The organism is Nocardia sp. NPDC005825, from assembly GCF_040630175.1.
Lineage (GTDB): Bacteria > Actinomycetota > Actinomycetes > Mycobacteriales > Mycobacteriaceae > Nocardia.
This window is the reverse complement of record NZ_JBEXXC010000001.1, coordinates 847378-871077: the sequence shown is the minus strand read 5'-3', so window position 1 is coordinate 871077 and position 23700 is coordinate 847378. Positions and strand designations below refer to the sequence as shown.

Genomic DNA, 23700 nt, shown 5'->3' with positions numbered 1-23700 from the left:
GGTGGAATCCGGCGGCGCGCCCGTGGTTTCGAGGTCAGGCGATCTGCACCCGCAGGTGGCAGACCACGGTGTCGTTCATCTTGCGCAGCACCCGCTCCAGCTCGTCGCTGCGATGGCTGGGCAGCACGTGATTCCAGCCCGCGGGCGGCTCGACCTCCGCGATCACCACCACCTTGCGGCGGCCGGCGAAGTTGTCGGCGACGTAGCGCGCCACCGGGCCGCCCACGGTGTGACCGCCGTCCTCGAGCAGCACCAGACGCACGTCCGGATGCCAGGTCTCCCATTCCTTGGTGAAGACGGTGATGTTCTCCCCCGGCAGGCACACGTGCACCGCGGTCACGTCCCGGCCCAGCGACATCGCCGCCGAGAGCGCCTCACGGCTGAGCTCGGACACCTCCGACACCGGGACCACGATGGCGGTCTCGGTGGCCTTGGGCTCGGCGGGGACACAGCCCGCGCCCCGGCAGCCGTCGATGCGGGTGTAGGTGGCGCGGATCTTCTCCATGGCCGCCACCAGCAGCGGCAGCACCACCACGATCAGCCACGCGCCTTCGGTGAATTTCATTGCGGTGGTGACGATCAGCGCCACACAAGTGAGGATCGCGCCGAACCCGTTGAGTGCCGCGCGCCACCGCCAGCCCGCGGTGCGCACGCCCAGCCAGTGCCGCACCATGCCGACCTGGGCGATGGTGAAGCCCACGAACACGCCGATCGCGAACAACGGCACCAGGGCATTCATATTGCCGCGCGAGGCGATCAGCAGCACCGCGGACGAAACACCCAGCGCGAGTACGCCGAACCGGTACACCTGCCGCGGCGAGCTCACCGCGAACCGATGCGGCAGGCAGTTGTCGTCGGCCAGGATCTTGGTCAGGGTCGGCAGCCCGCCGTAGGAGGTGTTGGCCGCCAGCGCCAGCAGCACGACGGTCGCGAATTGCACGATGTAGTAGCCGATTCCGTGACCCAGCGCCGCCTCGGTCAGCTGCGACAGCACGGTGGTGCCCTCGATCGGGTGAATGGCGAACTTGCCGATCAGCGCGGCCAGACCGATCAGCATGACGCCCAGCAGCACGCCCAGCGCGACCTCGGCCCGCTGCGCGCGCTTGACCTTGGGCTGAGCGAAGGAAGGCACGGCGTTGGCGATGGCCTCCACCCCGGTAAGGGCCGCGCATCCGCTGGAGAAAGCCTTGAGCAGCAACAGGATTCCAATGGTGCGCGCGTTCTCGGCGACGGCCGTACCGGTGGCGACGGTGGCGGGTTCGGACCGCAGCAGGCCCGCGACGATCACGGTGAGGATGCCGCATACGAAGACGACCGTCGGGAGCATGAACGCGCGGGCGCTCTCGCGGATGCCGTAGAGATTGAGCACCGTGATCCCCGCCAGCACGGCCAGGCAGATCCATGGCGTGTACTCGAACAGCGTGGGGAACGCGGAGGTCAGCGCCGCTACGCCCGCGGCGATGGAGACCGCGACATTGAGGACGTAATCCACGATCAGTGACGCTGCGGCGACCAGGCTGGTCCGCCGTCCCAGCCGCGCTTTCGCCACCGCGTACGCGCCGCCGCCGTTCGGGAAGGCGGCGATCACCTGGCGGTAGGAGGCGATGAGCACGGCCAGCAACACCACGATGGCCAGGGTCACCGGCAGGGTGAAGCCCAGTCCGGCCGCGCCCGCCGCGGCCAGCACCAGCACGATCGCCTCGGGGCCGTAGGCGACCGAGGCCATGGCGTCGAGCGAGAGCCCGGCCAGCCCCGTCGCGACGGTGAGCCCGCCGGGGGAATCGGTGTGCCCGCGCCACGGCTGGGCTGGGGTACGCCCGGACCGCGGCGGCGGAGCGTCGACTCCACCGCGCGGGCCGGGCGGGGTTTGCGGAAGAACATCAGTCACCTGCGCGAGTGTTCTCCCGAATCGCCGAGCGGACACTCGTCCTGACGAAACCCTGACGCCTTGGGTGAGCAGGGCCACACACCCCGGCAAACGTATGCTCGACGGCGTGAAACCGACGATTGGTGTGCTGGCCCTGCAGGGCGATGTGCGCGAACACCTGCACGCTCTCGAGGCCTGTGATGCGCGGGCGGTCCCGGTGCGCCGGGAATCCGAGCTCGCCGCCGTCGACGGACTGGTCATCCCCGGTGGCGAATCCACCACCATCAGCAAACTGCTGGAAGTCTTCGAGCTGCTGGAACCGCTGCGGCAGCGGCTGCGCGACGGCCTGCCCGCCTACGGGTCGTGCGCGGGCATGATCCTGCTGGCCTCGGAGGTGCTCGACACCCGCCCGGACATGCAGGCCCTGCACGGCATCGATATGACGGTGCGCCGCAATGCCTTCGGCCGTCAGGTCGACTCGTTCGAGACCGATCTGGACTTCGCGGGCCTCACCGACGGCCCGGTGCGGGCGGTGTTCATCCGCGCGCCGTGGGTGGAGCGGGCCGGTGACGGCGTCGAGGTGCTGGCGCGGGTGCCGTCGGGTCCGGCCGCGGGCCGGATCGTGGCGGTGCGGCAGGGCAATGTCATCGCCACGTCCTTCCATCCGGAGGTAACCGGCGATCTGCGGGTCCACAAGCTGTTCGTCGACACCGCGGTGCGTCCGCGCGCCGGGGTCTGACGTACGCTCGAATGTCGGAAACCATTCAGCCCCCTGAAACGAGGAAGTAGGGAATGAGCGGCCACTCCAAATGGGCCACCACCAAGCACAAGAAGGCCGGGATCGACGCGAAGCGCGGCAAGCTCTTCGCCAAGTTGATCAAGAACATCGAGGTGGCGGCCCGCACCGGTGGTAGTGACCCGGACGGCAACCCGACGCTGTACGACGCCATCCAGAAGGCGAAGAAGTCGTCGGTGCCCAACGACAACATCGAGCGCGCGCGCAAGCGCGGCGGCGGTGAAGAGGCGGGCGGCGCGGACTGGCAGACCATCATGTACGAGGGCTACGGCCCCAGTGGTGTCGCTCTGCTGATCGAATGCCTCACCGACAATCGCAACCGCGCGGCCGGCGAGGTGCGTCTGGCCGTCACCCGCAACGGCGGCAATATGGCCGACGTCGGTTCGGTGTCGTACCTGTTCTCCCGCAAGGGCGTCGTGGTGCTGGACAAGGCCGGGCAGTCCGAGGACGACATCCTCGATGTGGTGCTCGACGCGGGCGCCGAGGAGATCAACGACCTGGGCGACGAGTTCGAGGTGATCTCCGAGCCGAGCGACATGATCGCGGTGCGCAGCGCGCTGCAGAAGGCCGGCATCGACTACACCTCCGCCGAGTCCGGCTTCCAGCCGTCGGTCACCGTCCCGGCGGACGTGGACCTGGCCCGCAAGGTGTTCAAGCTGGTCGACGCGCTCGAGGACAGCGACGATGTCCAGAACGTCTACACCAATGTCGACATCAGCGACGAGGTGCTGGCCGAGCTCGACGCCTGACGTCAGCTTTCACGACGCGGGCCGCTTCCCTTCCCGGGAGGCGGCCCGCGTCGCGTTTCCGGGGTGCGAGCGCTGGATCCGGTCCCCGACCAGCCGTGTCGATGGACAATGTCGCGGCGGGGGTCCGTTAGACTCTCGAACAGTTGTTCGTTCACGGTGAGAGGGGTTTCGGTGCGGGTGATGGGCGTCGACCCCGGGCTCACCCGGTGCGGTCTGTCCATGGTGGTCGGCACGCTCGGGCGGCAGGTGTCCATGCTGGAGGTCGGCGTGGTGCGCACCCCGCCGGAAATGGATCTGGCGCAACGGCTTCTGCAGGTCTCCGACGCCGCCGAGGCCTGGATGGACAAGCACCGGCCCGAAGTCGTCGCCATCGAACGGGTCTTCTCCCAGAACAATGTCCGCACCGCCATGGCCACCGCGCAGGCGGGCGGCGTGATCGCCCTCGCGGCCGCACGCCGCGGCATCCCGGTGCACTTCCACACCCCGTCGCAGGTGAAGGCGGCGGTCACCGGCAACGGTTCGGCGGACAAGGCGCAAGTGACCGCGATGGTGACCCGTATCCTCGGGCTGTCCGTCGCGCCGAAACCCGCCGACGCCGCCGACGCGCTCGCCCTGGCCATCTGCCATTGCTGGCGTGCGCCCATGCTGGATCGCATGGCCAAGGCGGAGGCGATGGCCGAGCGGCAGCGGCGGCTGTACGAGGAAAGGCTTGCCCAGCAACGCGGTAACGGCCGTACTGCTGGTTCCCAGCGTGGTGAATCTCCGAATCGGAAGGCGGTAACGCGGTGATCGCGTCGGTGCGCGGCGAGGTGCTCGAGATCGGGCTCGACCATGTGGTGATCGAGGCGGCGGGGGTCGGCTACCGGCTCAACGCCACCCCGGCGACCCTGGCCGGATTGACCCGCGGCGAGGATTCCCGCCTCTACACGACCATGATCGTGCGCGAGGACTCCATGACGCTGTTCGGCTTCGCCGACACCGAGGCGCGAGAGTTGTTCGGGCTGTTGCAGACCGTGTCCGGCGTCGGCCCGAAGCTGGCCATGGCGGTGCTCGCGGTGCTGGAGCCCGAGGCGCTGCGCAAGGCGCTCGCGGAATCGAACGTGACCGCGCTGACCCGGGTGCCCGGGGTCGGCAAGCGGGGCGCCGAGCGCATGGTGGTGGAGCTGCGCGACAAGGTGAATCTGGTTCCGGTGCAGTCCGGTCCGCCCGGATCGGGTCCCGCGCCCATGGTCACGCCGGTGCGCGAGCAGGTGGTGGACGCGCTCATCGGGCTCGGCTTCCCGGCCCGGCAGGCCGAGGGCGCGGTCGACGCGGTACTCGCCGACGAACCCGGCATCGGTACTTCCCAGGCGCTGCGCACGGCGCTGGGCCTGCTCGGCAAGAATCGATAACCGGTCATGGCAGAGGATTTCGACGACTTCGACGACGCGGACTTCGACGCGGACGAATCCAGCGTCACCGCGAGCTATCTGCAGTCCGACGGCGAGATCGAGGCCAGTCTGCGCCCGAAGTCGCTCGACGACTTCATCGGCCAGCCGCGGGTGCGCGAACAGCTGGCCCTGGTGCTGCGCGGCGCGAAACTGCGCGGCGGGACCCCCGACCACGTCTTGCTCTCGGGCCCACCGGGACTGGGCAAGACGAGTATGGCCATGATCATCGCCGGTGAGCTCGGCACCGCCCTGCGCCTCACTTCCGGCCCCGCCCTGGAACGCGCCGGCGATCTGGCTGCCATGCTCAGCAATCTGGTCGAGGGCGACGTCCTGTTCATCGACGAGATCCACCGCATGGCCCGCCCCGCCGAGGAAATGCTGTACCTCGCGATGGAGGACTTCCGCGTCGACGTGGTGGTCGGCAAAGGCCCCGGCGCCACCTCGATTCCCCTCGACATCGCCCCGTTCACCCTGGTCGGCGCGACCACCCGCTCGGGCGCGCTGACCGGCCCGCTGCGTGACCGGTTCGGTTTCACCGGCCACATGGACTTCTACGAGCCGCTCGAACTGCAGCAGATCCTCGAACGCTCGGCCCGAATCCTGGGCGTGCGCCTGGAATCCGACGCGGCCGCCGAGATCGCCGGACGTTCCCGCGGGACGCCGCGTATCGCCAACCGCCTGCTGCGCCGCGTCCGCGACTACGCGGAAGTCAAGGCCGACGGCCTCGTCACTCCCGAAATCGCCCATGCCGCACTGGCGGTGTACGACGTCGACTCGCTCGGCCTCGACCGCCTCGACCGCGCCGTCCTGAGCGCCCTCATCCGCAGCTTCAACGGCGGCCCGGTGGGCGTATCGACCCTGGCCGTCGCGGTCGGCGAGGAATCGACGACGGTGGAGGAAGTCTGCGAACCCTTCCTGGTGCGAGCGGGTTTGGTGGCCCGCACACCCCGCGGTCGCATCGCCACCGCCGCCGCCTGGGAGCACCTGGGCTTGGTCCCGCCCCCGGACCTGGTCTTCGGTTCCATCGAGGTGCGTCGGCACGAACCGCAGATGGACCTGTTCGAGTCGTAGGACGGTGCGGCACCGGCCGTCTCGGGGACGGCCGGTGCGCGTCGCGAGCCGTCAGTCCACGGTGAGAACCAATTTGCCGACGGTGTGGCCGGTTTCGCCCAGGGCGTGCGCCGCGGCGGCCTCGGCGAGGGGGAACACTCCCGCGAGGGTGGGCCGCAACGCACCGGTCTCGGCGAGCTCGCGCAGCGCGTCCATGCCCGTGTGATCGGCCTCGACGAGCATGACCGCGGCACGGACGCCGAGCTCCTCGGCCGCGGCCTTCACGTGGTCGGCGCCCAAGGCGCGCAGCGTGACCAGGAGGCCGCCGGGGCGCAGCGTCCGCAGTGAGCGCAGCGCGTGGTCGGCGTCGATGGGGTCGAGAACCATGTCGATATCACGCAGCGTCTCGGCGAAATCGGTGGTGCGGTAGTCGAGTACCTCGTCCGCGCCGATGCTCCGCAGGAAATCGTGATTGGCGGCGCCGGCGGTGCCGATCACGTACGCGCCGCGGGCCTTGGCGATCTGTACGGCGAAGTGGCCCACGCCCCCGGCGGCGGCGTGGATCAGGACCCGCTGCCCGGCCACGACGTTCGCCGTGTCGACCAGGGCTTGGTAGGCGGTCAGGGCGGCCAGCGGGATCGCGGCGGCCTCCGGGTGCCCCAGATTGGCGGGCTTGCGGGCGAACGCGCGGGCCGGTGCGGTGACGAATTCGGCCGCCGCGCCGTGCCCGTGCGGGTACGGCAGCATGCCGAACACTTCGTCACCGGGCTCGAACAGGGTGACGCCGACGCCGGTGGCGACGACCTCGCCCGAGACGTCCCAGCCCAGCACGTACGGGGGTGCGGGCAGGAACAGGCCTGCGCGGGCGCGGTGCGCCCAGTCGGTCGGGTTCAACGCGGTGGCGCGAACCCGGACCAGCAGCTCGCTCGGACCGGGCTGCGGCACCGGCACTTTCACCTCGTGCAGGACCTCGGGACCGCCGAGCACGTCCTGTCCGATGGCCGTCATGGTGGTGGGGAGGGTGTAGCCCTTGTCGCTCATGCCCTCAGCATGCCGAAAGGAGCCGATCCAGTAAATGGCATGATCGCCATTATTCGATAGGATCGTGCCATGGAGTCGGAGGTTGCTCGGCCGCATACCGTGGTGGTGCTGGCGCTCGACGGGGTGTATCCGTTCGAGCTCGGCATTCCGAACCGGGTGTTCGGGACCGCGGACGGGCGGTACCGGGTGATCACCTGCTCGCTCGACGGGCGACCGGTGCGCAGCAGCTCGGACTTCGATATCGCGGTCGCGCACGATGCGCGCGTGCTGGAAACCGCGGACACCGTGGTGATTCCGCCGTGCGATGTGACTCCGATCCTGGAACAGGGCCTGCCGCAGGCTGTTTCGGCGGCATTGGCCTCGATCCGTCCTGGTGCGCGAATCGTGTCCATCTGCACCGGCGCCGTCGTGCTCGCCGCGGCCGGACTGCTCGACGGCCGGCCGGCCACCACCCACTGGAACCTCGCCGACCGCTTCCAGCGAGCCTTCCCCGGCATCCGTGTCGACCCCAATGTGCTCTACGTCGATGACGGCGACCTCCTGACCTCGGCGGGCGCGTCCGCCGGAGTCGACCTGTGCCTGCACCTGATTCGCGGCGACCACGGCAGCGAGGTCGCGAACGCCGTCGCGCGGCGCTGCGTCGTCCCGCCGTGGCGCGAGGGCGGGCAGGCGCAGTTCATCGAACAGCCGGTCCCGCCGCCGACGGCCGCGGGCACCGCCGAAGCCCGGCAGTGGGCACTGGAGAACCTGCACCGACCACTGACCATGGCCGACCTGGCCGATCGGGCACGCATGAGCGGCCGCACTTTCGCGCGCCGTTTCCGCGACGAGGTCGGGATGAGTCCCGGCCGGTGGCTGATTCAGCAGCGCGTGTTCCGGGCGCGCGAACTACTCGAATCCACAGAGCTTTCCGTGGACCGGATCGCCGGTGAGGTCGGTTTCGCGACCGGCGCCTCGCTGCGGCAGCACCTGCACGAGGCGATCGGCGTCGCGCCGCTGGCCTATCGCCGCACCTTCCGGAGCGAGGCGGTGCTCACCGGCGTGGGCGGCTGACCTCGCGGACCTCACGCAGGTGCTGTTCCATCGCCGCGGCCGCACCCGGTCCGTCGTGGGCCGCGACCGCGGCGTAGATGCGGTGGTGGCCGTCTATGGACAGGGCGCGGGCGTGGCGGGTGCGGTGGGAGAGCGCGCGGGTGCGGCGGGTCCAGTCGGTGGTCATGGCGCAGAGGGTCACCAGCAGGGGGTTCTGCGCGGCGCGGGCGAGGAGGGTGTGGAATTCGATATCGAGGCGCAGGGATTCGGCGGGGGAGAGTGAGTCACTGGAGCGGGCCAGGACATCGTCGAGCGACAGCAGGTTGGATTCGACGGCGCGCAGGGCGGCCAGCTCGGCGATCCGCGGTTCCACCAGGTCGCGGAGTTCGGTGGCGTGGCCGAGCTCGATATCGAGGTCCGCGAGCCCGCCCGCGAGATCACCTGCCCGGCGCGGGTTCTCGGTGACGGTGCTGCCCCGGCCCTGACGGCGTTCGATGAGCTGCTTGGATTCCAGCTCGAACATGGCCTGCCGCAACGAGGACCGCGACACGCTCAACCCGGCCGCCAGCTCCCGTTCCGGCGGCAGCCGATCCCCGGCCCGCAGTTCCCCGCTGGTGATCAAACCCTCCAGGTGCGCCGCGACCTCCGCGCTGACGCTGCGTGCGCGCCGGCGGAGCGGCGGAATCGATGCCGTCACGCCCCGAGTCTAAATCCCTTCCCGGGCAGACCATTTCGGGTAGGTAAAACGGCAGTTACGTTAGGTTTCGTGGCCCTGCACCGACGGTCGGGCCGACTTATGGTCGGCAGATCGGATGGTCCGACCAATTCTGGCCGGGTAGGGAAGGTAGGGCGCGTGACGTCGATTGTGCGGGGGTTCGCCCCGGCGTTTCCGGTACTGCAACCGGGGGAGGGGATCGAGAGCGCAGGGTATCTGCCGGTCGACCCGTCAGCGGTGCTGTGGGGGCGGCTGCCGCGAGTCGGCGACAAACCCGTCGCGACCGTGGAGGCGGGCGGGAGCATCGTGGTCGACACCGTGAGTCACGAAGGGATTCTGGAGGATCAGGGGTCCGACCCGCTGGCCTACTTCGGGCGGCACGGGGTCGAGCGGGATCAGGTGCTCGCCGACGCGATCGAGGTGGCCGGAACCCGGCGTCGGGACTCACTGGCGGGACCGCACATCATCACCGGGCCGATCGCCGTCGCGGGGGCGAAACCGGGGGACCTGCTCGCTGTTCGGATCGACGCGCTGGCCATGCGTGCGCCCTATGGTGTCGTCTCCACCCGGCACGGGCGTGGTGTGCTGGCGAACAAGGCCGGGTTCGACGGGAATTACGGTCAGTTCTGCGCCGTCGAAGAGCGGGGTGGGGCCTGGTACGGGACGATGCCGCTGCATCCGGATCGGCCGGGGCAGGCCGGGTTTCCGCTGCACCCGTTCCTGGGCATCATGGGTGTCGCGACCGATACGGAGACGCGGGTGTCCTCGGTGCCGCCGGGGGCGCATGGCGGCAATATCGATATCCGGCGGCTGACGGTGGGTTCGACATTGTTCCTGCCGGTGCAGGTCGCGGAGGCGCTGTTCTATATCGGGGATCCGCACTTCGCCCAGGGGAATGGGGAAGTGGCGCTGACGGCGTTGGAAGCGCCGTTGCGGGCCACCTTGACGGTCGATGTGATTCCGGCGGCGCAGGTCGCGGCCGGTCTGGGGCGAGGGATCGGACCGTTCGCCGCCTCGCACGGGCTGCTGATTCCGACGGGATTGAGCCCGGATCTGAACGAGGCGCTCGAAACGTGCGTCCAGAACGCCATCGAACTGGTGGTGTCGCTGTTCGAGGCTGATCCCCGGCAGGCGTACCTGTATCTCAGTGCCGCAGCGGATTTCACTATTTCCCAGGCGGTGGACCAGGTTCGGGGTGTGCACGGGGAGGTGCGGGTCGCGGACTTCGCCGGACACGCTGCGACCGAGTTGGCCGAGCTCGTGCTGGCGAGGGTGTGATGACGGCGGTGCGCGAAGTGGACAAGGAGACAGCCGAGTTCGATCCGCGAGTGTGGCGGGAGCGGGGTGCGCCCCTGGTCGCCGCCACCGGTGATGGGGCGCTCAGTGGACACACCGTGGCGGTGAAGGATCTCTACGCTGTCGCCGGATATCCACTCGGTGGCGGGGTTCCGGAATTTCTGGGAGCGCCCTCGGATGCCCATGCGGTGGTGGTGGCTCGTCTGCTCGCGGCGGGGGCCGACATCACCGGGATCGCGCACACCGACGAATTCGCCTACAGCATCACCGGCGGCAATGGGCGATACGGGATGCCGATCAATCCAGCTGCCCCGCAGCGGATTCCGGGTGGATCCTCGAGCGGGTCCGCGGTGGCGGTCGCGCGGGGCGAGGTCACCGTCGGGTTGGGAACCGATACGGCGGGATCGATCCGGGTGCCCGCGGCGTATCAGGGACTGTGGGGGATGCGGACCACTCTCGGAAGCATCTCCACTGCAGGACTGCTGCCGCTGGCGGAGTCCTTCGACACCGTGGGCTGGATGACACGGGACCTGGACACGCTGTGGTCGGTCGCGGAATGCCTGCTTCCCGAGCAGAATTCGGGACCGTACGAGCTCATCGTCGATCCCGACCTGTGCGCTGTGGCCGATGACGAGGTCGCGGAAGCCGCCTCGAAGGCGGCCAGGCAGCTCGGCGCGGTCGACTACCGCCTGAACGCCGACCTCGAATCGTGGTTCACGGCGTTCCGGACGGTGCAGGCGTTCGAAGCCTGGAGGAACCACGGCGCGTGGATCTCGGCGCATCCTGCATCGTTGGAATCGGAAGTGGCGCAGCGATTTCGCATCGCGTCGATGGTCACAGCGGAGGAGGCGTTCGCGGCACGCTCGGTGCTTCGAGATGCTGCGGGCGTACTCCGGGATGCCTTGCGTGGGCGGTTTCTCGTGTTGCCGACGGTCGCCACACTTCCACCGCTTCGGGTGGCATCCGCCGGGGCGTTGGAGTCGGGGCGGGCTCGGACGTTGCATCTGACGTGTTTGGCCTCGATTGCCGGCGGGCCCGCGGTTGGTTTTCCATTGGCGAGGATCCGGGGAATTCCGAGCAGCCTGTGTGTGGTTGGAGCACCCGGTACGGATTTGAGGATGGTTTCGATATTGGGTGAAAGAATCAGGGCGATCGGACATCTCGTGCCCCAGGCCCGACGAGCTCCCGCACCCGAGTAGTCCGAGCGGTCAGCCGCCCACCCTTGAACACATAGTTCCGATCAGGCCGGTCGAGCAGAGCATCCGCCACACGATACGTCGACAGAACAACGAGATCGGCCACGGCCCCGACCCGCACGCCATAGCGATCCGCGATCCCGATGGTTCGGGCAGCCTCGGTAGTGGCCATACCCAGAATCCGATGCAAGTCCTCGGGCCCGGACAGATGCCCGGTCTGAGCCAGGAACAGCCCGATATCGAGCATGTCCGCATTCCCGTACGGAGTGAAGGCGTTCCGAATGTTGTTGGACGAGTACGCGGTGGTCACCCCGGCTTCCCACAGCTCCCGAATCGGCGCGACCCCACGACGCACATTGGTGGCATCCGATCGCCCACCCAGATGCATATCCGTCGCCGGCAGCGGCACCACCGAGATCCCGGCCGCCGCGAGACGCTCGAGCGTCCGCGCACGATCCGACGGGGACCGACCGGCCAGGGACGTCATGTGCCCCAGCGTCACTCGACCATGACGGCTGGTGAGCTCGGTGACCGAGGCGATGTAGTCCGCCATGGCGTACCGCGGATCGGTGGCGTCGTCGGCGAAGTCGGCGTGAATGTCCAGGGGCACATCGAACTCGGCGGCCAGGTCGAAGATGAGGTCGATGTGGCGGCGGCAGTCCTCCACGGTGCGCTCGTTGTACGCGCAGCCGCCGAGGACGTCGGCGCCCGCGTGCAGGCTTTCGCGCAGCAGGTCGAGAGTGCCGGGGGATTGGAGGATGCCCTCCTGCGGGAAGGCGACGATCTGGAGATCCAGGCGGTCCCGATACTCCTCGCGCAGGTCGAGCAGTGCGGTGACACCCCGGAGACCGACGATCGGGTCGACGTCGGGGTGGGCGCGAATGGCGGTGGTGCCGTTGGCGATCGCCATATCGAGTACGCGGCGGGCGCGGTCGCGGATGGCCGCGACGGTGAATCCGCGTTTGAGTTCGGCGGTGACGCTGATGGCTCCGGCCAGGGTGCCGTCGGGGTTGGACTTCTCGGCGTCCAGGAGCGCCTTGTCTAGGTGGACGTGGGATTCGACGAGGCCGGGGATGACCACGCGTCCGGCGCAGTCGATTTCCTCGGCGCCCTGCTCCGGAAGTCGGGGGCCGATCGCGACGATGGTGCCCTCGGAGATCGCGATGTCGACCAGGTCCGCGTCATCGGCGATGCGGGCGGCCCGCAGCAGTAGATCCACCTGGTGCGGCGTCGAATCCGTCATGGCTACCTCCCGGAACGAAAGTGACTCCGTTTGTATACGAGAGCCGTGTTTCGTGCGGAGGCGGTAATTGCTTCCCCGGTGTTACGAAGCGCGCGGAGCCGAACCGGGCTGTGGCGCAGGGTCTTCGGTGCGAAGGCGGAACCGGTAGGCGGTCGCGGCGTGCGCGATGTGGGTGGTGACCACGGCCGCGGCGCGGTCGGGGTCGCCGGCTTCCAGGGCGGCGCAGATCTGTTCGTGCTCATGCCAGGAGTCGGTGGCGCGGCGGGGCAGTTCGACCGAGTAGACCCAGGCGATCTTCCAGCTCAGCTGCATGATCAGCTGCGCGAGCAGGGTACTGCCGGACGCCTCCGCGAGGACCTCGTGGAAACGGCTGTTGAGGCGGGCGAGCTCGTCGAGGCGGCCCGCGCGCACGGCGTCCTGGCCGAGGGCCGTGAGCTCCTTCAGGCGGCCGAGCTGTTCGGGGGTGCGCCGGACGGCGGCGCGGGACGCGCACAGCGGTTCCAGGCGGGCCCGGATCTCCAGCAGGTCCGCGGCCTCGTCCTCGGTCAGTGCCGCCACGAAGACGCCCGCGTAGGGCCGTGACGAGGCGAAACCCTCGGCCTCCAGGGTGCGCAGCGCCTCCCGGACCGGTACCCGGGACACCCCGTAGCTCTCGGCGAGCGCGTCCTCGGTGAGGCGCTGGCCGGGGGCGTACGCGCCGCGAATGATGTCGTCACGGATGGCGCGACACAGCTGTTGCGGTGTCATACGCCCGGCGGTGCTGGTCACGGCAGCCTCATCAGGGATTCGGTGGAACGGGCAGTTGCATACGATCCATCGTGGCCTCGGCCGACAGGATGTGGCAAATCTACTGTATCGGCCCGAAAGTCACTGGACAGACGTCGTATTCACGGGTCCGACTGCGCCACAGCGGTTTCGGGTCGCCGTCCAGCGGTGGTTTGTATACGATGCGGCCATTCTGTTCGGAAGGAACTCATGGATCCCGCGCATCTCGTGCTCCTGTTCGCCGCCGGATTAGGGGCGGGCGTCTGTAATGCCATCGCCGGGGGCGGCAGTCTGCTGTCGTTCCCGGCGCTGCTGGCCACGGGGCTGCCGCCGGTCACGGCGACGGTCACCAACTCCGTGTCGGTCTGGCCCGGATACCTCGGCGGGGCCGCCGCGCTGCGCAAGCGGCTCGACGAACACCGGACCCTGGTCCCCGGGCTGGTGCTGACCGGCGTGGTGGGCGCCACCGGCGGGGTGATCGCGCTGCTGGCTGCGCCGCCCAAGGTGTTCGCGGCGCTGGTGCCCTATCTGATTCTCGCCGCCACCGCGCTGTTCGCGGCGCAGCCGATGGTGTCGCGCAAGCTGTCCGAGCACGGCGGGGACTCTCGGCTGCGACTGTTCGCGGGCGTGTTCCTCGGCGCCGCCTACGGCGCGTACTTCAATGGCGGCATGGGGATCGTGCTGCTCACCGCGCTGGCCCTGGGGATCGATGCCTCGATCACCCGGCTCAATGGGTTGAAAAGTCTTCTCACGCTCACGGTGTCGAGTACCGCGGTGATCGCGGTCGCGCTGTTCGGGCCCGTCGAGTGGTGGGCGGTCGCGGTGCTCGCCCCGGCCTGCCTGCTCGGCGGCATCGTCGGCGCCCGGGTCGCGGATCGGCTGCGGCCGGGCGCCTTCCGGGCGGTGGTCATCGTGTTCGGCGTCGGGGCGGGCGCGGCCATGCTGCTGTCCTGACCGCGTTTCCGCCCTGACTGCTCCGTTCTCCCTCTCCTACGACACAGGTGGTGCATCTCATGAACGATCTTCTGCTCCGCGGCGGCCGGCCCTGGACGCCCGGTGCGCCGGTCACGGTCGCCGACATCCTGATTCGCGACGGGCGGATCGCCGCGATCGGATCCGGGCTCACCGCTGACGGCGTCGAGTCCGTGGATCTCGCGGGGGCGCTGGTGCTCCCGGGCCTGGTGGACTCGCACTGCCACCTCGACAAGACCATGTACGGCGGGCCGTGGGTGCCGAACACCGGTGGCGGCACGCTCGCCGGCCGGATCGCGAACGGCGAGGGCCGCCGCGACGAACTCGGGCTGCCGAGCGCCGACTACGCGTCGAACCTGCTGGGGGCCATGGTGTCCGCGGGGACCACACACGTGCGCAGCCACATCGACATCGATCCCGACGTCGGGTTGGGCGGCGTGGACGCCGTGCGGGCGGCCGCGGCCCGGCACGCGGATCGGGTGGACGTCCAGCTCGTGGCCTTCCCCCAGGGCGGTTTGCTGACCCGGCCGGGCACCGCCGAACTCCTCGAGGCCGCGCTGGCCGACGGCGTGGAGGTGGTCGGCGGGCTGGATCCCGCCGGGTACGACGGGAATCCGGTCGGGCAGCTGGATGTGCTGTTCGACCTCGCCGAGAAGTACGGGGCGGGCATCGACATCCACCTGCACGACCGCGGCGCGCTCGGCGCCTGGCAGTACGACCTGATCGTGGCCCGCACCAAGGCCACCGGTCTGGCGGGGCGGGTCACCATCAGCCACGCCTACGCGATGGGCGAGCTGGAGCCGGCCGAGCAGCGCCGGATCGCGGAAAGCCTCGCCGAGGCCGGGGTTTCGATGGTGACCTGCGCGGTCGGCAGCGCGCCCGTGGTGCCGGTCCGAGTCATGAACGACGCCGGAGCCGGGCTGGCCCTCGGCAACGACGGCATCCGGGACCTGTGGACCCCCTATGGCGACGGCGACATGCTGCGCCGGGTCATGCAGGTGGCGTTCCGGGATCGCCTGGTCTTCGACGAGGACATCGAACTGGCCCTGGCCGCGGGCACCTACGGGGGAGCGGCTCTGCTCGGGATCGAGGACTACGGGCTGCGGGAGGGCGCGACCGCCGACCTGTTCGCGGTGGTCGCCGAAACGCCAGCTGCCGCTGTGGTTTCCGTGCCGCCGCGATCGCTGGTGGTCAAGCGTGGCCGCGTGGTCGCGCGGGACGGCCGACTGCTCGGCGACTGACCGTCGAACCGGTGCACCGCTGATCGTATACGAAACAAGGGTGTAATCGCCTGGACCGCATTCGGCAACGAGTCGCCGATAGAAATGTGGACATGCGCACCACCGCCTCCACCACCGTCAAAGGCGAAGGCCCGGACGGGAATACGGACGCCGCCGCGAGCGGGAATGCCACCGCCGCCGCCGGCACCGTATACACCGATCCGGCCTTGGCCTTTCATCATGTCGGACTGACCTTCGAGAACGGCACGCACGCGCTCGACGGCATCGATATCGCCATCCGGCCCGGAGAATTCGTCTCCCTGGTCGGCCCCTCCGGCTGCGGCAAGTCCACCCTGCTACGGCTCGCTGCCGGATTCGAGAAGCCCACCGCCGGAACCATTTCCGTCGCCGACGCCAAGCTCGGCTACGTCTTCCAGGAAGCGACCCTGCTGCCGTGGCGGTCGGTCCTGCGCAATGTCGAACTGCCCGCGGAACTCGCGGGCGTGGACAAGGCCACCCGGCGCGCCACGGCCCGGGAAGCGCTGGAACTGGTCGGGCTCACGGGGTTCGAGAACCACAAGCCCGCGCAGTTGTCCGGCGGCATGCGCATGCGCACCTCGATCGCCCGCGCCCTGACCGGTTCCCCGGAACTGTTCCTGTTCGACGAACCGTTCGGCGCGCTGGACGAGATCACGCGGCAACGCCTCAACGAGGAAGTGAGCGGCCTGTACCGGCGTTCGGGGTTCACCGGCGTGTTCGTCACCCACTCGGTCGCCGAAGCGGTGTTCATGTCCACCCGGGTCGTCGTGCTGACCGGGCGGCCCGGCCGGGTAGCAGCCGATATCACGGTGCCCCTGGACTTTCCGCGCTCACCGGAACTGCGATACGCCCCCGAGTTCGGGGCCATCGCGGCCGAGGTGTCCGCGGCGCTCCACGAGGCCGAACGAGGCACGGCTCAGCCGCTGGGGCGAGCCGCATGACCGCCGCCGCCGCGGACAGCGGAATCGTCGTACCCGACGCCACCACGAGCGGAGAACCACGCACCCCGATGTGGCGGCAGCTCCTGCGGAAACCAGGCTGGCCCTTCGCGATCGCGCCGATCCGGGTCATCGCACCCGTTGTCGTGTTCGTCCTGGTCATGGCCGCGTGGTCCATCGCCAGCCACTACCTGATCGCCGAGGAATCCCGATTCCTGCTGCCCCCACCGGAAGCCGTGGTCTCCAAGGGGCTCCTGGACGCGGCCACCCGCACCGAGATCCTCACCGCGCTCGCAGCGACCGTGCAGATCGCGCTGGTCGGCCTCGCCATCGCCATCGTGCTCGGCGTCGCCTTCGCGGTGATCATGAGCCAAGCCCGCTGGGCCGAGTACTCCCTCTATCCGTACGCGGTGATCCTGCAGACCATTCCGGTGCTGGCCGTGGTGCCGCTGTTCGGGTTCTGGTTCGGCTACGAGTTCGGCAGCCGGGTGATCGTGTGCGTCATGGTGTCGCTGTTCCCGGTCATCACCAATACGCTGTTCGGCCTGAAATCGGTGCAACCCGCCGAGCACGACCTGTTCACGCTGCACGGCGCCAATCGTCGGCAGCGTCTGGTGAAACTCCAACTCCCCGCCGCCCTCCCGGCCATGATCTCCGGCTTCAAGATCTCCGCGGGCATGGCCGTCATCGGCTCCATCGTCGCGGATTTCTTCTTCCGCCAGGGCAATCCGGGCATCGGTCGCATGATCGACGTCTATCGGCAGCGGCTGGCCACGGAGGAACTGCTCACCGCGCTGCTGCTGTCCTCCCTCGTCGGGCTGATCCTGTTCTGGATCTTCGACTTCCTCGCCGGACGCGTCGATCGCGCGCACGGCAAACGTATCGACCCCTAGGAATGCTCGTGAAGAATCGTGTCCTCGCCGCTGCCGCCCTCACCGGCAGTGTCCTGCTCACCGCCGCCTGCGGTGGGGGAGCCACCACTCCCAAGCCCACCGGGCAGGGCGCGCTGGCCGGGGTCTGTCCGGCCACCGTCGTCATCCAGACGGACTGGTTCGCGACGCCCGAACGCGCCGCCGCCTATCAGCTGGTCGGTCCGAACGGCACCGTCGACGCCAAGAAGGGCGCCTACTCCGGCCCGCTCGGCGACACCGGCGTGAATGTCGAAGTGCGACTGGGCGGTCCGTTCCTGGGTGGGCAGCCGGTGCCCGCCCAGATGTACCAGGACACCTCCATCACCCTCGGCCTGGTCCCCACCGACGAGCAGGTCCGCGCCGCCGCCAAGTTCCCGCTCACCGGCGTGTTCGCCTCCCTGCAGAAGAACCCGCAGATCGTCATGTGGGATCCGGCCACCTACACGGTCAATTCGTGGAAGGACGTGCCCGGCACCAACGCCCCGATCCTGTACTCCGAGGGCAAGATCTACATGGACTACCTGATCGCCCACGGTGACGTGAAGAAGGAACAGGCCGACGCCTCGTACGACGGCACCCCCAGCCGCTTCGTCGCCGAACACGGCCGCGTCATGCAGCAGGGTTACGTCTCCAACGAGCCCTACCGCTGGGAACACGATGTGAAGGGCTGGCAGAAGGCCACCGGCCACCTCCTGGTCGCCGACGCGGGGTACGAGAGCTACCCCCACGCGTGGTCGGTCCGCAGCGGCGAACTCGACAAACTCCGCCCCTGCCTGCAGAAACTCGTCCCCCTGCTGCAACAGGCCGAGATCGACTACGTCACCGACCCCGAACCCACCAACCAGGCCCTGCTCCACATCGCCCAGACCATCCCCGACGGCCCGCCCATGTCCGCCGCGGGAAACACCGACTCGGTCAAGGTGCAGCTGAAGGAGAAGATCGTCGCCAACGGCCCCGGCAACACCCTCGGCAACTTCGACCTCGACCGCGTCACCCGGGCCATCACCCAGGTCACCCCGCTGCTGAAGGCCCGCGGTCGCGAGGTCCCCGACAATCTGACGGCGACCACCCTGGTCACCAACGAATTCATCGACCCCGCACGAGGACTCAAACAGCAGGGCTGAACTCACCGGCAGGGTCAGGAGTGTGCGCGGGGCTGGTGCGGCTCCGCGCGCACTCCTTCTAGCTGTCGGATCACCAGGTCCAGGAAGGCGTCGACCTCGTCGAGGTGGTAGGCGGGATCGCCGATGGGCGCGAGGTGGAAGGTGATGGCCCGGACCTCGTCCGCGGTCAGGCCGTTGGGGCCGTGATGGGCGAGGGTGGCGGCCAGGCGGTCCAGGAACACCCCCACTTCCTCGGCCCGGTAGCCGCGGAAACCGTAAGGGGGAGTGGAGAATTGGATGTGCAGGACATCTTCGGGGGTGAGCTGGTCGTGGGTGCGGCGTACGGGCTGGTGGGTCCGGCCCAGGCGTAGGTATTCCAGTTCCATGCACAGCCGGTCGAGGAAGTCGTCGACCTGTTCGATGTCGTAACCGGGTTGCCCGGGTGGGGGACCGTCGAATTCGACGAGCCGGATATCGGCGACGGTCAGATGGTCGTGGCCCGCCATGGTGTCGGCGACGCGCGCGCAGAAGGCGTCCACCTGGGCGGGGTGGTAGCCGTGCGGCCCGTGCGGTGCGGGGCCGAACCGGCGGCGGCGGACGTCCTCGGGGGTCACTCGGGCCATTGTGCCAAGAGCGTCGTGTCCGAATTACTTCCGCCCCTTGCGGATCCGGCCGCACCGGACATACGGGTCTGTTTGTCCACGGGTTTCAGCGCCTGCCGGATCGCCGCCTCAGTGCTTGCGCACGCCGTCGATGAGCAGCGCCCGGATGGCATGGCTCAGATCGTCCACCGCCTGCGGGTCGGGGGTGCGGATGCCGTGCACGATGGCGGCCAGCAGCATCCCGGTGACCGCGCGCGCGGTGTTCACGGTGTCGAGATCCGCACGCAGATAACCGTGTTCGACCCCGTGCTCGAGGTATCCGGCGGTCAAGGCGTCGGCGGTGTCGAGCAGGCCGTAGAGCCGCTCGGTCAATTCGGAGTCGATCCCGGTGGCCTGGAACAGCAGCAGCTGCGCCACCCGCCGGTCCTCGAGGAAGATCCGGTTGAGCGCGTCGCCGATCCGGTCCACCTGCGCCCGGTACTCCTCGAGACTGTCGGCCGCGTCGGGGGCGTTGTCGGTGCCCAGCGCTTCGATGATCCGCGCGGCCAGGTCGTCGATGACGTGGTCGATGATGTCGCGCTTGTTCTCGAAGTAGCGGTAGAAGGTGCCGTGCCCGATGCCGAGCTCGGCGGCGATATCGGCGATGCCGGTGGCGTGGTAGCCCTTCTCGGCGAAACACACGAACGCCGTGTCGATGATCTCGCGGCGGAGTTCGGCCTTGCGTCGTTCGATTCTCGAGGATGGCTTCGTCACCAGGCCGATGATACGGTGATCACAAACGGAATGAGATGTCATTCCGTGACAGATGAATCATTTTTCGTAGAACGCACAGCTCAGCGGGAGGTTCGGCGTGGCACCTCAGTACGACGCCATCGTGGTCGGGGCGGGTTTCGGCGGTATGGGTGCGGGGATCGAGCTGGATCGGCTCGGCCTGGGCAATTTCCTCATCCTCGAGCGCGAGGACGACCTCGGCGGCACCTGGCACGTCAATCACTATCCGGGCCTGGCGGTGGACATCGCCTCGGTCACCTACTCGTACTCCTTCGAACCCAACCCGAACTGGTCGCGGCTGTTCGCGCCGGGCGCGGAGCTCAAGAAGTACGCCGAACACGTCGCCGACAAGTACGACCTGCGCCGCCGCATGCGCTTCGGCGCCACCGTGGGCGGCGCCCGCTGGGACGCCGAGCAGCAGCACTGGGTGGTGTCGGTCGAGAACGGTGAATCCCTCACCGCGCGTTACCTGATGGCCGCCACCGGCTTCCTGTCGCAGCCCTACACCCCGCCGTTCCCGGGCATCGACACGTTCGAGGGCAAGATCATCCACACCACCGCCTGGGAGGACGGCTTCGACCTCACCGGCACCAAGGCCGCCATCATCGGCACCGGCGCCACCGCCGTGCAGCTGATCCCCGAGGTCGCCAAGAAGGCGCAGGCGCTCACCGTCTTCCAGCGCACCCCGATCTGGGTGGTGCCCAAGGTCGACGCCCCCATCCCGCCCTCGGTGCAGAAGCTGTTCGCCCGCGTTCCGGTCACCCAGCAGGCCGCCCGCCTGATCAACACCTCCATGCTGGAGGCGCTCATGGTGGTCGGGGTGCTGCACTTCAAGCAGGCCAAGCCGCTCAACAAGGCCGCCGCGCTGCTCGCCAAGGCCCACCTGCGCACCCAGGTCCGCGACAAGCGGACCCGCGAGAAGCTCACGCCGGACTACGATTTCGGCTGCAAGCGACCCACCTTCTCGAACCTGTACTTCAAGACCTTCAACGAGCCGCACGTGCGCCTGGAGACCAACTCCATCGAGCGCATCGAGCCCGACGGCATCGTCACCGCCGACGGCCACAAGACCGAGGTCGACACCCTGATCCTGGCCACCGGCTTCAACCTGTGGGACGTCAACTTCCCGGCCATCGAGATCATCGGCCGCGACGGGGTGAACCTCGGAAAGTTCTGGCGCGACAACCGTTTCCAGGCCTACGAGGGCATCACGGTGCCGAAGTTCCCCAACTTCGTCAGCCTCAACAGCCCCTACTCCTACAGCGGCCTGTCGTACTTCACCACCATCGAGGCGCAGATGAAGCACATGACGCGCCTGTTCGGGGAGATGTTCCGCCGCGGCGAGCAGGTCTTCGAGGTCACCGAGCGCGCCAACGCCGAATTCCTCGACCGCGTCACCGACAAGCTCGGCTCCTCGGTCTTCTACGGCGGCCAGTGCTCGACCGCGCGCAGCTACTACTTCAACCAGCACGGCGAGGCCGCCCTGCTGCGCCCGACAAGCACCCTGAACGCGCACCGCGAAGCGGCTGGCTTCCCCCTGGACGACTACAGCTACGGACAGCGGCCCGCCTGAGTGAGACTGCGCGGTCGGCACTGTCGGGGGCCGACCGCGTGGCCCGGGGAATCAGCCCTGGGCGAAAACCGGTGGACTCTGGGACAGGTCGGCGCGCGTTCTCTCAGGGATTACTGGCAGACTGTCGGGAAACAACCGTCTGACCACTGACCAGGAGCTGACTTCGACGATGGACCTTCTGCTGCCGCTGCTGCTGGTTGCCCTGCTCATCCCGATGTTCCTCGGCGTACGCCGCCAGAAGCGCGAGATGGCGAAGGTGACCGACATGCAGGACGCCCTGAAGGTCGGCGACCGGGTGGTCACCACGTCGGGTCTGTTCGGCACCGTGGTGGAACTCGATGACGCCACCGTCGATCTGGAGATCGCCGAAGAGGTCGTCACCACCTGGCTGCGCAAGTCGGTGCTCGAGGTGCGCAACGACGAGGAGGCCGACGACACGGCCGCCGCCGACGACACCGCCGCCACCCCCGCGGCCGATGGCACCGCCGGCACCCCCGCGACCAACGGCACCGCCGCGGCCGAGGACGTCACCACCGAAGCCGCCGACGACACCCCGCGGCTGACCAAGGACTGAACACATCCGGCGCCATCGGCCGTTCCGGGCTGTACTCGACGTACACCGGCGGCCGGTGGCGCTGCGGTGTGTACCCGCTAGTTCCACCCTCGATCCCGCCTAGGAGATAAGTACTGTGCCACCTTCACAGGGAACGGCGCATCCATTGCGCCTGCTCGGCGTCTACGCCGCGCTGGTGGCTTTGATGTTCGGCCTGATCTTCTTCACCGGCGACAAAGTCCACACCCCGAAGCTCGGCATCGACCTGCAGGGCGGCACCCGGGTCACCCTGACGGCTCGCACCCCGGACGGCGGCAAGCCCAGCCAGGACAGCCTGAAGAAGGCCCAGGACATCATCGAGAAGCGCGTCAACGGACTCGGCGTCGCCGGCTCCGAGGTCGTCATCGAGGGTGACAACCTGGTGATCACGGTCCCCGGCGAGGATGGCGCGCAGGCGAAGTCGCTGGCCACCACCGCCAAGCTGTACGTGCGCCCGGTGCTCAATGTGACCGCGCCGCAGGTCGGCAAGCAGGCTCAGCCGCAGCAGCCGCCCGCGGGCGCCCCGACCACCGCCCCGGCCGCGCCCGGCACCGTGACGCCCGAGACCACCTCGTCCGCGCCGACCACGTCGGCCGCGACGACCACCGAGGCGACGGTCCCGCAGAACCGGGTGTTCCCGGCGCAGGCTCCGACCACCCCGTCGCCGACCCCGGCGCCGAGCCCGCAGCAGTCGCAGCAGGAGATCGCGGCCGCGAAGGCGTTGCGGCAGAGCACCGATCAGGCCGCGCAGCTGCAGGCCATGGCCACCATGGACTGCACCAAGCCGGATCCGCTGCAGGGCAACGACGATCCGAACCTGCCGCTGGTCGCGTGCAGCAGTGACGGCACCGAGGTCTACCTCCTCGACAAGTCCAAGCTGGACGGCCAGGAGATCAAGAACGCGACCGGACAGCTGGATTCGCGTCAGGGCCGCTGGGTCGTCGACGTCGAGTTCAAGTCGAGCGGTTCGGACGCCTGGGGCAAGCTGACCAACGAGTACCTGAACAAGCAGCTGGCCTTCGCGCTGGACACCAAGGTGGTCAGCGCGCCGCGAGTCGAGTCCGGCAACCAGTTCGGCGGCAGCACCCAGATCAGCGGCAACTTCAACGCCACCACCGCCAAGGAGCTGGCGAACTCCCTGAAGTACGGTTCGCTGCCGCTGTCGTTCACCACCTCCGAGGCCGAGACGGTCTCCGCGACGCTGGGCATGTCCTCGCTGCGCGCGGGCCTGATCGCGGGCGCGATCGGCCTGGTCGCGGTGCTGCTGTACTGCTTGCTCTACTACCGCATGCTGGGCTTCCTGGCCGGTTTCTCGCTGCTCGCGGCGGGTGTGGCGGTGTACGCGCTGATCGTGCTGCTGGGCCGCTGGATCGGGTTCACCCTCGACCTGGCCGGTATCGCGGGTCTGATCATCGGTATCGGTATGACGGCCGACTCGTTCGTCGTGTTCTTCGAACGCATCAAGGACCAGATGCGCGAGGGCCGCAGCTTCCGCTCGGCGGTGCCGCGCGGTTGGCAGCGCGCCCAGCGCACCAACCTCTCGGGTAAGACGGTCTCGCTGATCGCCTCCGCGGTGCTGTACCTGCTGGCCGCGGGCCAGGTGAAGGGCTTCGCCTTCACCCTCGGTGTCACCACCGTCCTCGACGTCATCGTCCTGTACCTGGTGACCGCGCCGCTGATGATGCTGGTCTCGCGGTCGCCGTTCTGGGCGAAGCCGTCGGTGAACGGCCTGGGCGCAATTGCAGAGCTGGCACAGGAACGCAAGGCCACCGCCCGCGTTCTGGTGAAGGAGGCGTGAT

23 protein-coding genes are annotated in these 23700 nt (G+C 68.8%); 16 read left to right on the top strand and 7 right to left on the bottom strand.

Going from position 1 to position 23700, the window contains the following annotated elements; translation table 11 throughout:
- Positions 1 to 34: 34 nt before the first annotated feature.
- The gene (locus ABZ382_RS04135; RefSeq protein ID WP_357083653.1) at positions 35 to 1888 is read right to left on the bottom strand and encodes an APC family permease; all 1854 of its coding nucleotides are present in this window, start codon (positions 1886 to 1888) and stop codon (positions 35 to 37) included.
- Positions 1889 to 1982: 94 nt separating this feature from the next.
- On the opposite strand from ABZ382_RS04135, the gene pdxT reads away from it, so the two are divergent.
- The 5 genes from pdxT (at position 1983) to ruvB (ending at position 5913) form a co-directional block, all read left to right on the top strand.
- Positions 1983 to 2606, top strand: coding sequence for a pyridoxal 5'-phosphate synthase glutaminase subunit PdxT (pdxT, locus tag ABZ382_RS04130; RefSeq protein ID WP_357084054.1), 624 nt, complete (start codon positions 1983 to 1985; stop codon positions 2604 to 2606).
- A gap of 53 nt (positions 2607 to 2659) precedes the next feature.
- Positions 2660 to 3412 carry a YebC/PmpR family DNA-binding transcriptional regulator gene (locus ABZ382_RS04125; protein ID WP_357083651.1) on the top strand — a complete coding sequence of 251 codons (753 nt, stop codon included), beginning with the start codon at positions 2660 to 2662 and terminating at the stop codon, positions 3410 to 3412.
- A gap of 171 nt (positions 3413 to 3583) precedes the next feature.
- Positions 3584 to 4201 (top strand): crossover junction endodeoxyribonuclease RuvC, encoded by a 618-nt coding sequence (ruvC, locus tag ABZ382_RS04120; protein ID WP_357083648.1) that lies wholly within the window; start codon positions 3584 to 3586, stop codon positions 4199 to 4201.
- The gene (gene ruvA / locus ABZ382_RS04115; RefSeq protein WP_357083645.1) at positions 4198 to 4803 is read left to right on the top strand and encodes a Holliday junction branch migration protein RuvA; all 606 of its coding nucleotides are present in this window, start codon (positions 4198 to 4200) and stop codon (positions 4801 to 4803) included. Before ruvC ends, ruvA begins: the two co-directional genes overlap by 4 nt.
- 6 nt (positions 4804 to 4809) lie before the next feature.
- Positions 4810 to 5913, top strand: coding sequence for a Holliday junction branch migration DNA helicase RuvB (gene ruvB / locus ABZ382_RS04110; RefSeq protein WP_357083642.1), 1104 nt, complete (start codon positions 4810 to 4812; stop codon positions 5911 to 5913).
- Between the two features lie 51 nt (positions 5914 to 5964).
- Here the strand turns inward: ruvB and ABZ382_RS04105 are convergent, their stop codons facing one another.
- On the bottom strand, positions 5965 to 6933 hold the full coding sequence (locus ABZ382_RS04105; protein ID WP_357083639.1) for an NADP-dependent oxidoreductase: 969 nt from the start codon (positions 6931 to 6933) through the stop codon (positions 5965 to 5967).
- Between the two features lie 69 nt (positions 6934 to 7002).
- Between ABZ382_RS04105 and ABZ382_RS04100 the strand changes: the two genes are divergently transcribed.
- Complete coding sequence (locus ABZ382_RS04100) at positions 7003 to 7986, top strand: helix-turn-helix domain-containing protein (protein ID WP_357083636.1); 984 nt, start codon at positions 7003 to 7005, stop codon at positions 7984 to 7986.
- Here ABZ382_RS04100 and ABZ382_RS04095 read toward each other — a convergent pair.
- Complete coding sequence (locus ABZ382_RS04095) at positions 7967 to 8662, bottom strand: FCD domain-containing protein (protein ID WP_357083634.1); 696 nt, start codon at positions 8660 to 8662, stop codon at positions 7967 to 7969. The two genes, ABZ382_RS04100 and ABZ382_RS04095, sit on opposite strands and share 20 nt — an antisense overlap.
- 156 nt (positions 8663 to 8818) lie before the next feature.
- On the opposite strand from ABZ382_RS04095, the gene ABZ382_RS04090 reads away from it, so the two are divergent.
- Together ABZ382_RS04090 and ABZ382_RS04085 are read left to right on the top strand one after the other, a co-directional pair.
- Positions 8819 to 9958, top strand: coding sequence for an acetamidase/formamidase family protein (locus ABZ382_RS04090; protein WP_357083631.1), 1140 nt, complete (start codon positions 8819 to 8821; stop codon positions 9956 to 9958).
- Positions 9958 to 11175, top strand: a complete 1218-nt coding sequence (locus ABZ382_RS04085) for an amidase family protein (protein ID WP_357083628.1) — start codon at positions 9958 to 9960, stop codon at positions 11173 to 11175. The genes ABZ382_RS04090 and ABZ382_RS04085 overlap by 1 nt, the downstream gene beginning before the upstream one ends.
- Here ABZ382_RS04085 and ABZ382_RS04080 read toward each other — a convergent pair.
- Positions 11120 to 12415, bottom strand: coding sequence for an amidohydrolase family protein (locus ABZ382_RS04080; RefSeq protein ID WP_357083625.1), 1296 nt, complete (start codon positions 12413 to 12415; stop codon positions 11120 to 11122). The genes ABZ382_RS04085 and ABZ382_RS04080 overlap by 56 nt on opposite strands.
- Before the next feature lie 81 nt (positions 12416 to 12496).
- Positions 12497 to 13183 (bottom strand): GntR family transcriptional regulator, encoded by a 687-nt coding sequence (locus ABZ382_RS04075; RefSeq protein WP_357083622.1) that lies wholly within the window; start codon positions 13181 to 13183, stop codon positions 12497 to 12499.
- 207 nt (positions 13184 to 13390) lie between these two features.
- Here ABZ382_RS04075 and ABZ382_RS04070 point away from each other — a divergent pair, with 207 nt between their 5' ends.
- The 5 genes from ABZ382_RS04070 (at position 13391) to ABZ382_RS04050 (ending at position 18384) form a co-directional block, all read left to right on the top strand.
- Positions 13391 to 14134 (top strand): sulfite exporter TauE/SafE family protein, encoded by a 744-nt coding sequence (locus tag ABZ382_RS04070; protein ID WP_357083619.1) that lies wholly within the window; start codon positions 13391 to 13393, stop codon positions 14132 to 14134.
- 59 nt (positions 14135 to 14193) lie between these two features.
- Positions 14194 to 15393, top strand: a complete 1200-nt coding sequence (locus ABZ382_RS04065) for an amidohydrolase (protein WP_357083616.1) — start codon at positions 14194 to 14196, stop codon at positions 15391 to 15393.
- Between the two features lie 92 nt (positions 15394 to 15485).
- Complete coding sequence (locus ABZ382_RS04060) at positions 15486 to 16352, top strand: ABC transporter ATP-binding protein (protein ID WP_357083613.1); 867 nt, start codon at positions 15486 to 15488, stop codon at positions 16350 to 16352.
- The gene (locus ABZ382_RS04055) at positions 16349 to 17242 is read left to right on the top strand and encodes an ABC transporter permease (protein WP_357083611.1); all 894 of its coding nucleotides are present in this window, start codon (positions 16349 to 16351) and stop codon (positions 17240 to 17242) included. Before ABZ382_RS04060 ends, ABZ382_RS04055 begins: the two co-directional genes overlap by 4 nt.
- Before the next feature lie 8 nt (positions 17243 to 17250).
- Positions 17251 to 18384: an ABC transporter substrate-binding protein gene (locus ABZ382_RS04050; protein WP_357083608.1), complete on the top strand. Its 1134-nt coding sequence runs from the start codon at positions 17251 to 17253 to the stop codon at positions 18382 to 18384.
- Between the two features lie 14 nt (positions 18385 to 18398).
- Here ABZ382_RS04050 and ABZ382_RS04045 read toward each other — a convergent pair whose 3' ends face one another.
- Positions 18399 to 18986 (bottom strand): DivIVA domain-containing protein, encoded by a 588-nt coding sequence (locus tag ABZ382_RS04045; RefSeq protein WP_357083605.1) that lies wholly within the window; start codon positions 18984 to 18986, stop codon positions 18399 to 18401.
- A gap of 108 nt (positions 18987 to 19094) precedes the next feature.
- Positions 19095 to 19721, bottom strand: coding sequence for a TetR/AcrR family transcriptional regulator (locus ABZ382_RS04040; RefSeq protein ID WP_357084051.1), 627 nt, complete (start codon positions 19719 to 19721; stop codon positions 19095 to 19097).
- A 94-nt stretch (positions 19722 to 19815) separates the two neighbouring features.
- Here ABZ382_RS04040 and ABZ382_RS04035 point away from each other — a divergent pair, with 94 nt between their 5' ends.
- The 3 genes from ABZ382_RS04035 to secD all read left to right on the top strand — a co-directional run bounded on the left by ABZ382_RS04035 (position 19816) and on the right by secD (position 23699).
- The gene (locus tag ABZ382_RS04035) at positions 19816 to 21309 is read left to right on the top strand and encodes an NAD(P)/FAD-dependent oxidoreductase (protein WP_357083602.1); all 1494 of its coding nucleotides are present in this window, start codon (positions 19816 to 19818) and stop codon (positions 21307 to 21309) included.
- A gap of 169 nt (positions 21310 to 21478) precedes the next feature.
- Positions 21479 to 21883: a preprotein translocase subunit YajC gene (yajC, locus tag ABZ382_RS04030; protein ID WP_357083599.1), complete on the top strand. Its 405-nt coding sequence runs from the start codon at positions 21479 to 21481 to the stop codon at positions 21881 to 21883.
- Positions 21884 to 21998: 115 nt separating this feature from the next.
- The gene (gene secD, locus ABZ382_RS04025) at positions 21999 to 23699 is read left to right on the top strand and encodes a protein translocase subunit SecD (RefSeq protein WP_357083596.1); all 1701 of its coding nucleotides are present in this window, start codon (positions 21999 to 22001) and stop codon (positions 23697 to 23699) included.
- The last annotated feature ends 1 nt before the right edge of the window (position 23700 follow it).

Excerpts from the sequence above, each read along its gene's own strand:
- pdxT (WP_357084054.1), top strand. The coding sequence starts at position 1,983 with ATGCTCGACGGCGTGAAACCGACGATTGGTGTGCTGGCCCTGCAGGGC.
- ABZ382_RS04060 (WP_357083613.1), top strand. The coding sequence starts at position 15,486 with ATGCGCACCACCGCCTCCACCACCGTCAAAGGCGAAGGCCCGGACGGG.
- ABZ382_RS04055 (WP_357083611.1), top strand. The coding sequence starts at position 16,349 with ATGACCGCCGCCGCCGCGGACAGCGGAATCGTCGTACCCGACGCCACC.
- ABZ382_RS04065 (WP_357083616.1), top strand. The coding sequence starts at position 14,194 with ATGAACGATCTTCTGCTCCGCGGCGGCCGGCCCTGGACGCCCGGTGCG.
- ABZ382_RS04080 (WP_357083625.1), bottom strand. The coding sequence starts at position 12,415 with ATGACGGATTCGACGCCGCACCAGGTGGATCTACTGCTGCGGGCCGCC.
- ABZ382_RS04070 (WP_357083619.1), top strand. The coding sequence starts at position 13,391 with ATGGATCCCGCGCATCTCGTGCTCCTGTTCGCCGCCGGATTAGGGGCG.
- ABZ382_RS04105 (WP_357083639.1), bottom strand. The coding sequence starts at position 6,933 with ATGAGCGACAAGGGCTACACCCTCCCCACCACCATGACGGCCATCGGA.
- ruvB (WP_357083642.1), top strand. The coding sequence starts at position 4,810 with ATGGCAGAGGATTTCGACGACTTCGACGACGCGGACTTCGACGCGGAC.
- ABZ382_RS04045 (WP_357083605.1), bottom strand. The coding sequence starts at position 18,986 with ATGGCCCGAGTGACCCCCGAGGACGTCCGCCGCCGCCGGTTCGGCCCC.
- ABZ382_RS04085 (WP_357083628.1), top strand. The coding sequence starts at position 9,958 with ATGACGGCGGTGCGCGAAGTGGACAAGGAGACAGCCGAGTTCGATCCG.
- yajC (WP_357083599.1), top strand. The coding sequence starts at position 21,479 with ATGGACCTTCTGCTGCCGCTGCTGCTGGTTGCCCTGCTCATCCCGATG.
- ABZ382_RS04125 (WP_357083651.1), top strand. The coding sequence starts at position 2,660 with ATGAGCGGCCACTCCAAATGGGCCACCACCAAGCACAAGAAGGCCGGG.
- ABZ382_RS04100 (WP_357083636.1), top strand. The coding sequence starts at position 7,003 with ATGGAGTCGGAGGTTGCTCGGCCGCATACCGTGGTGGTGCTGGCGCTC.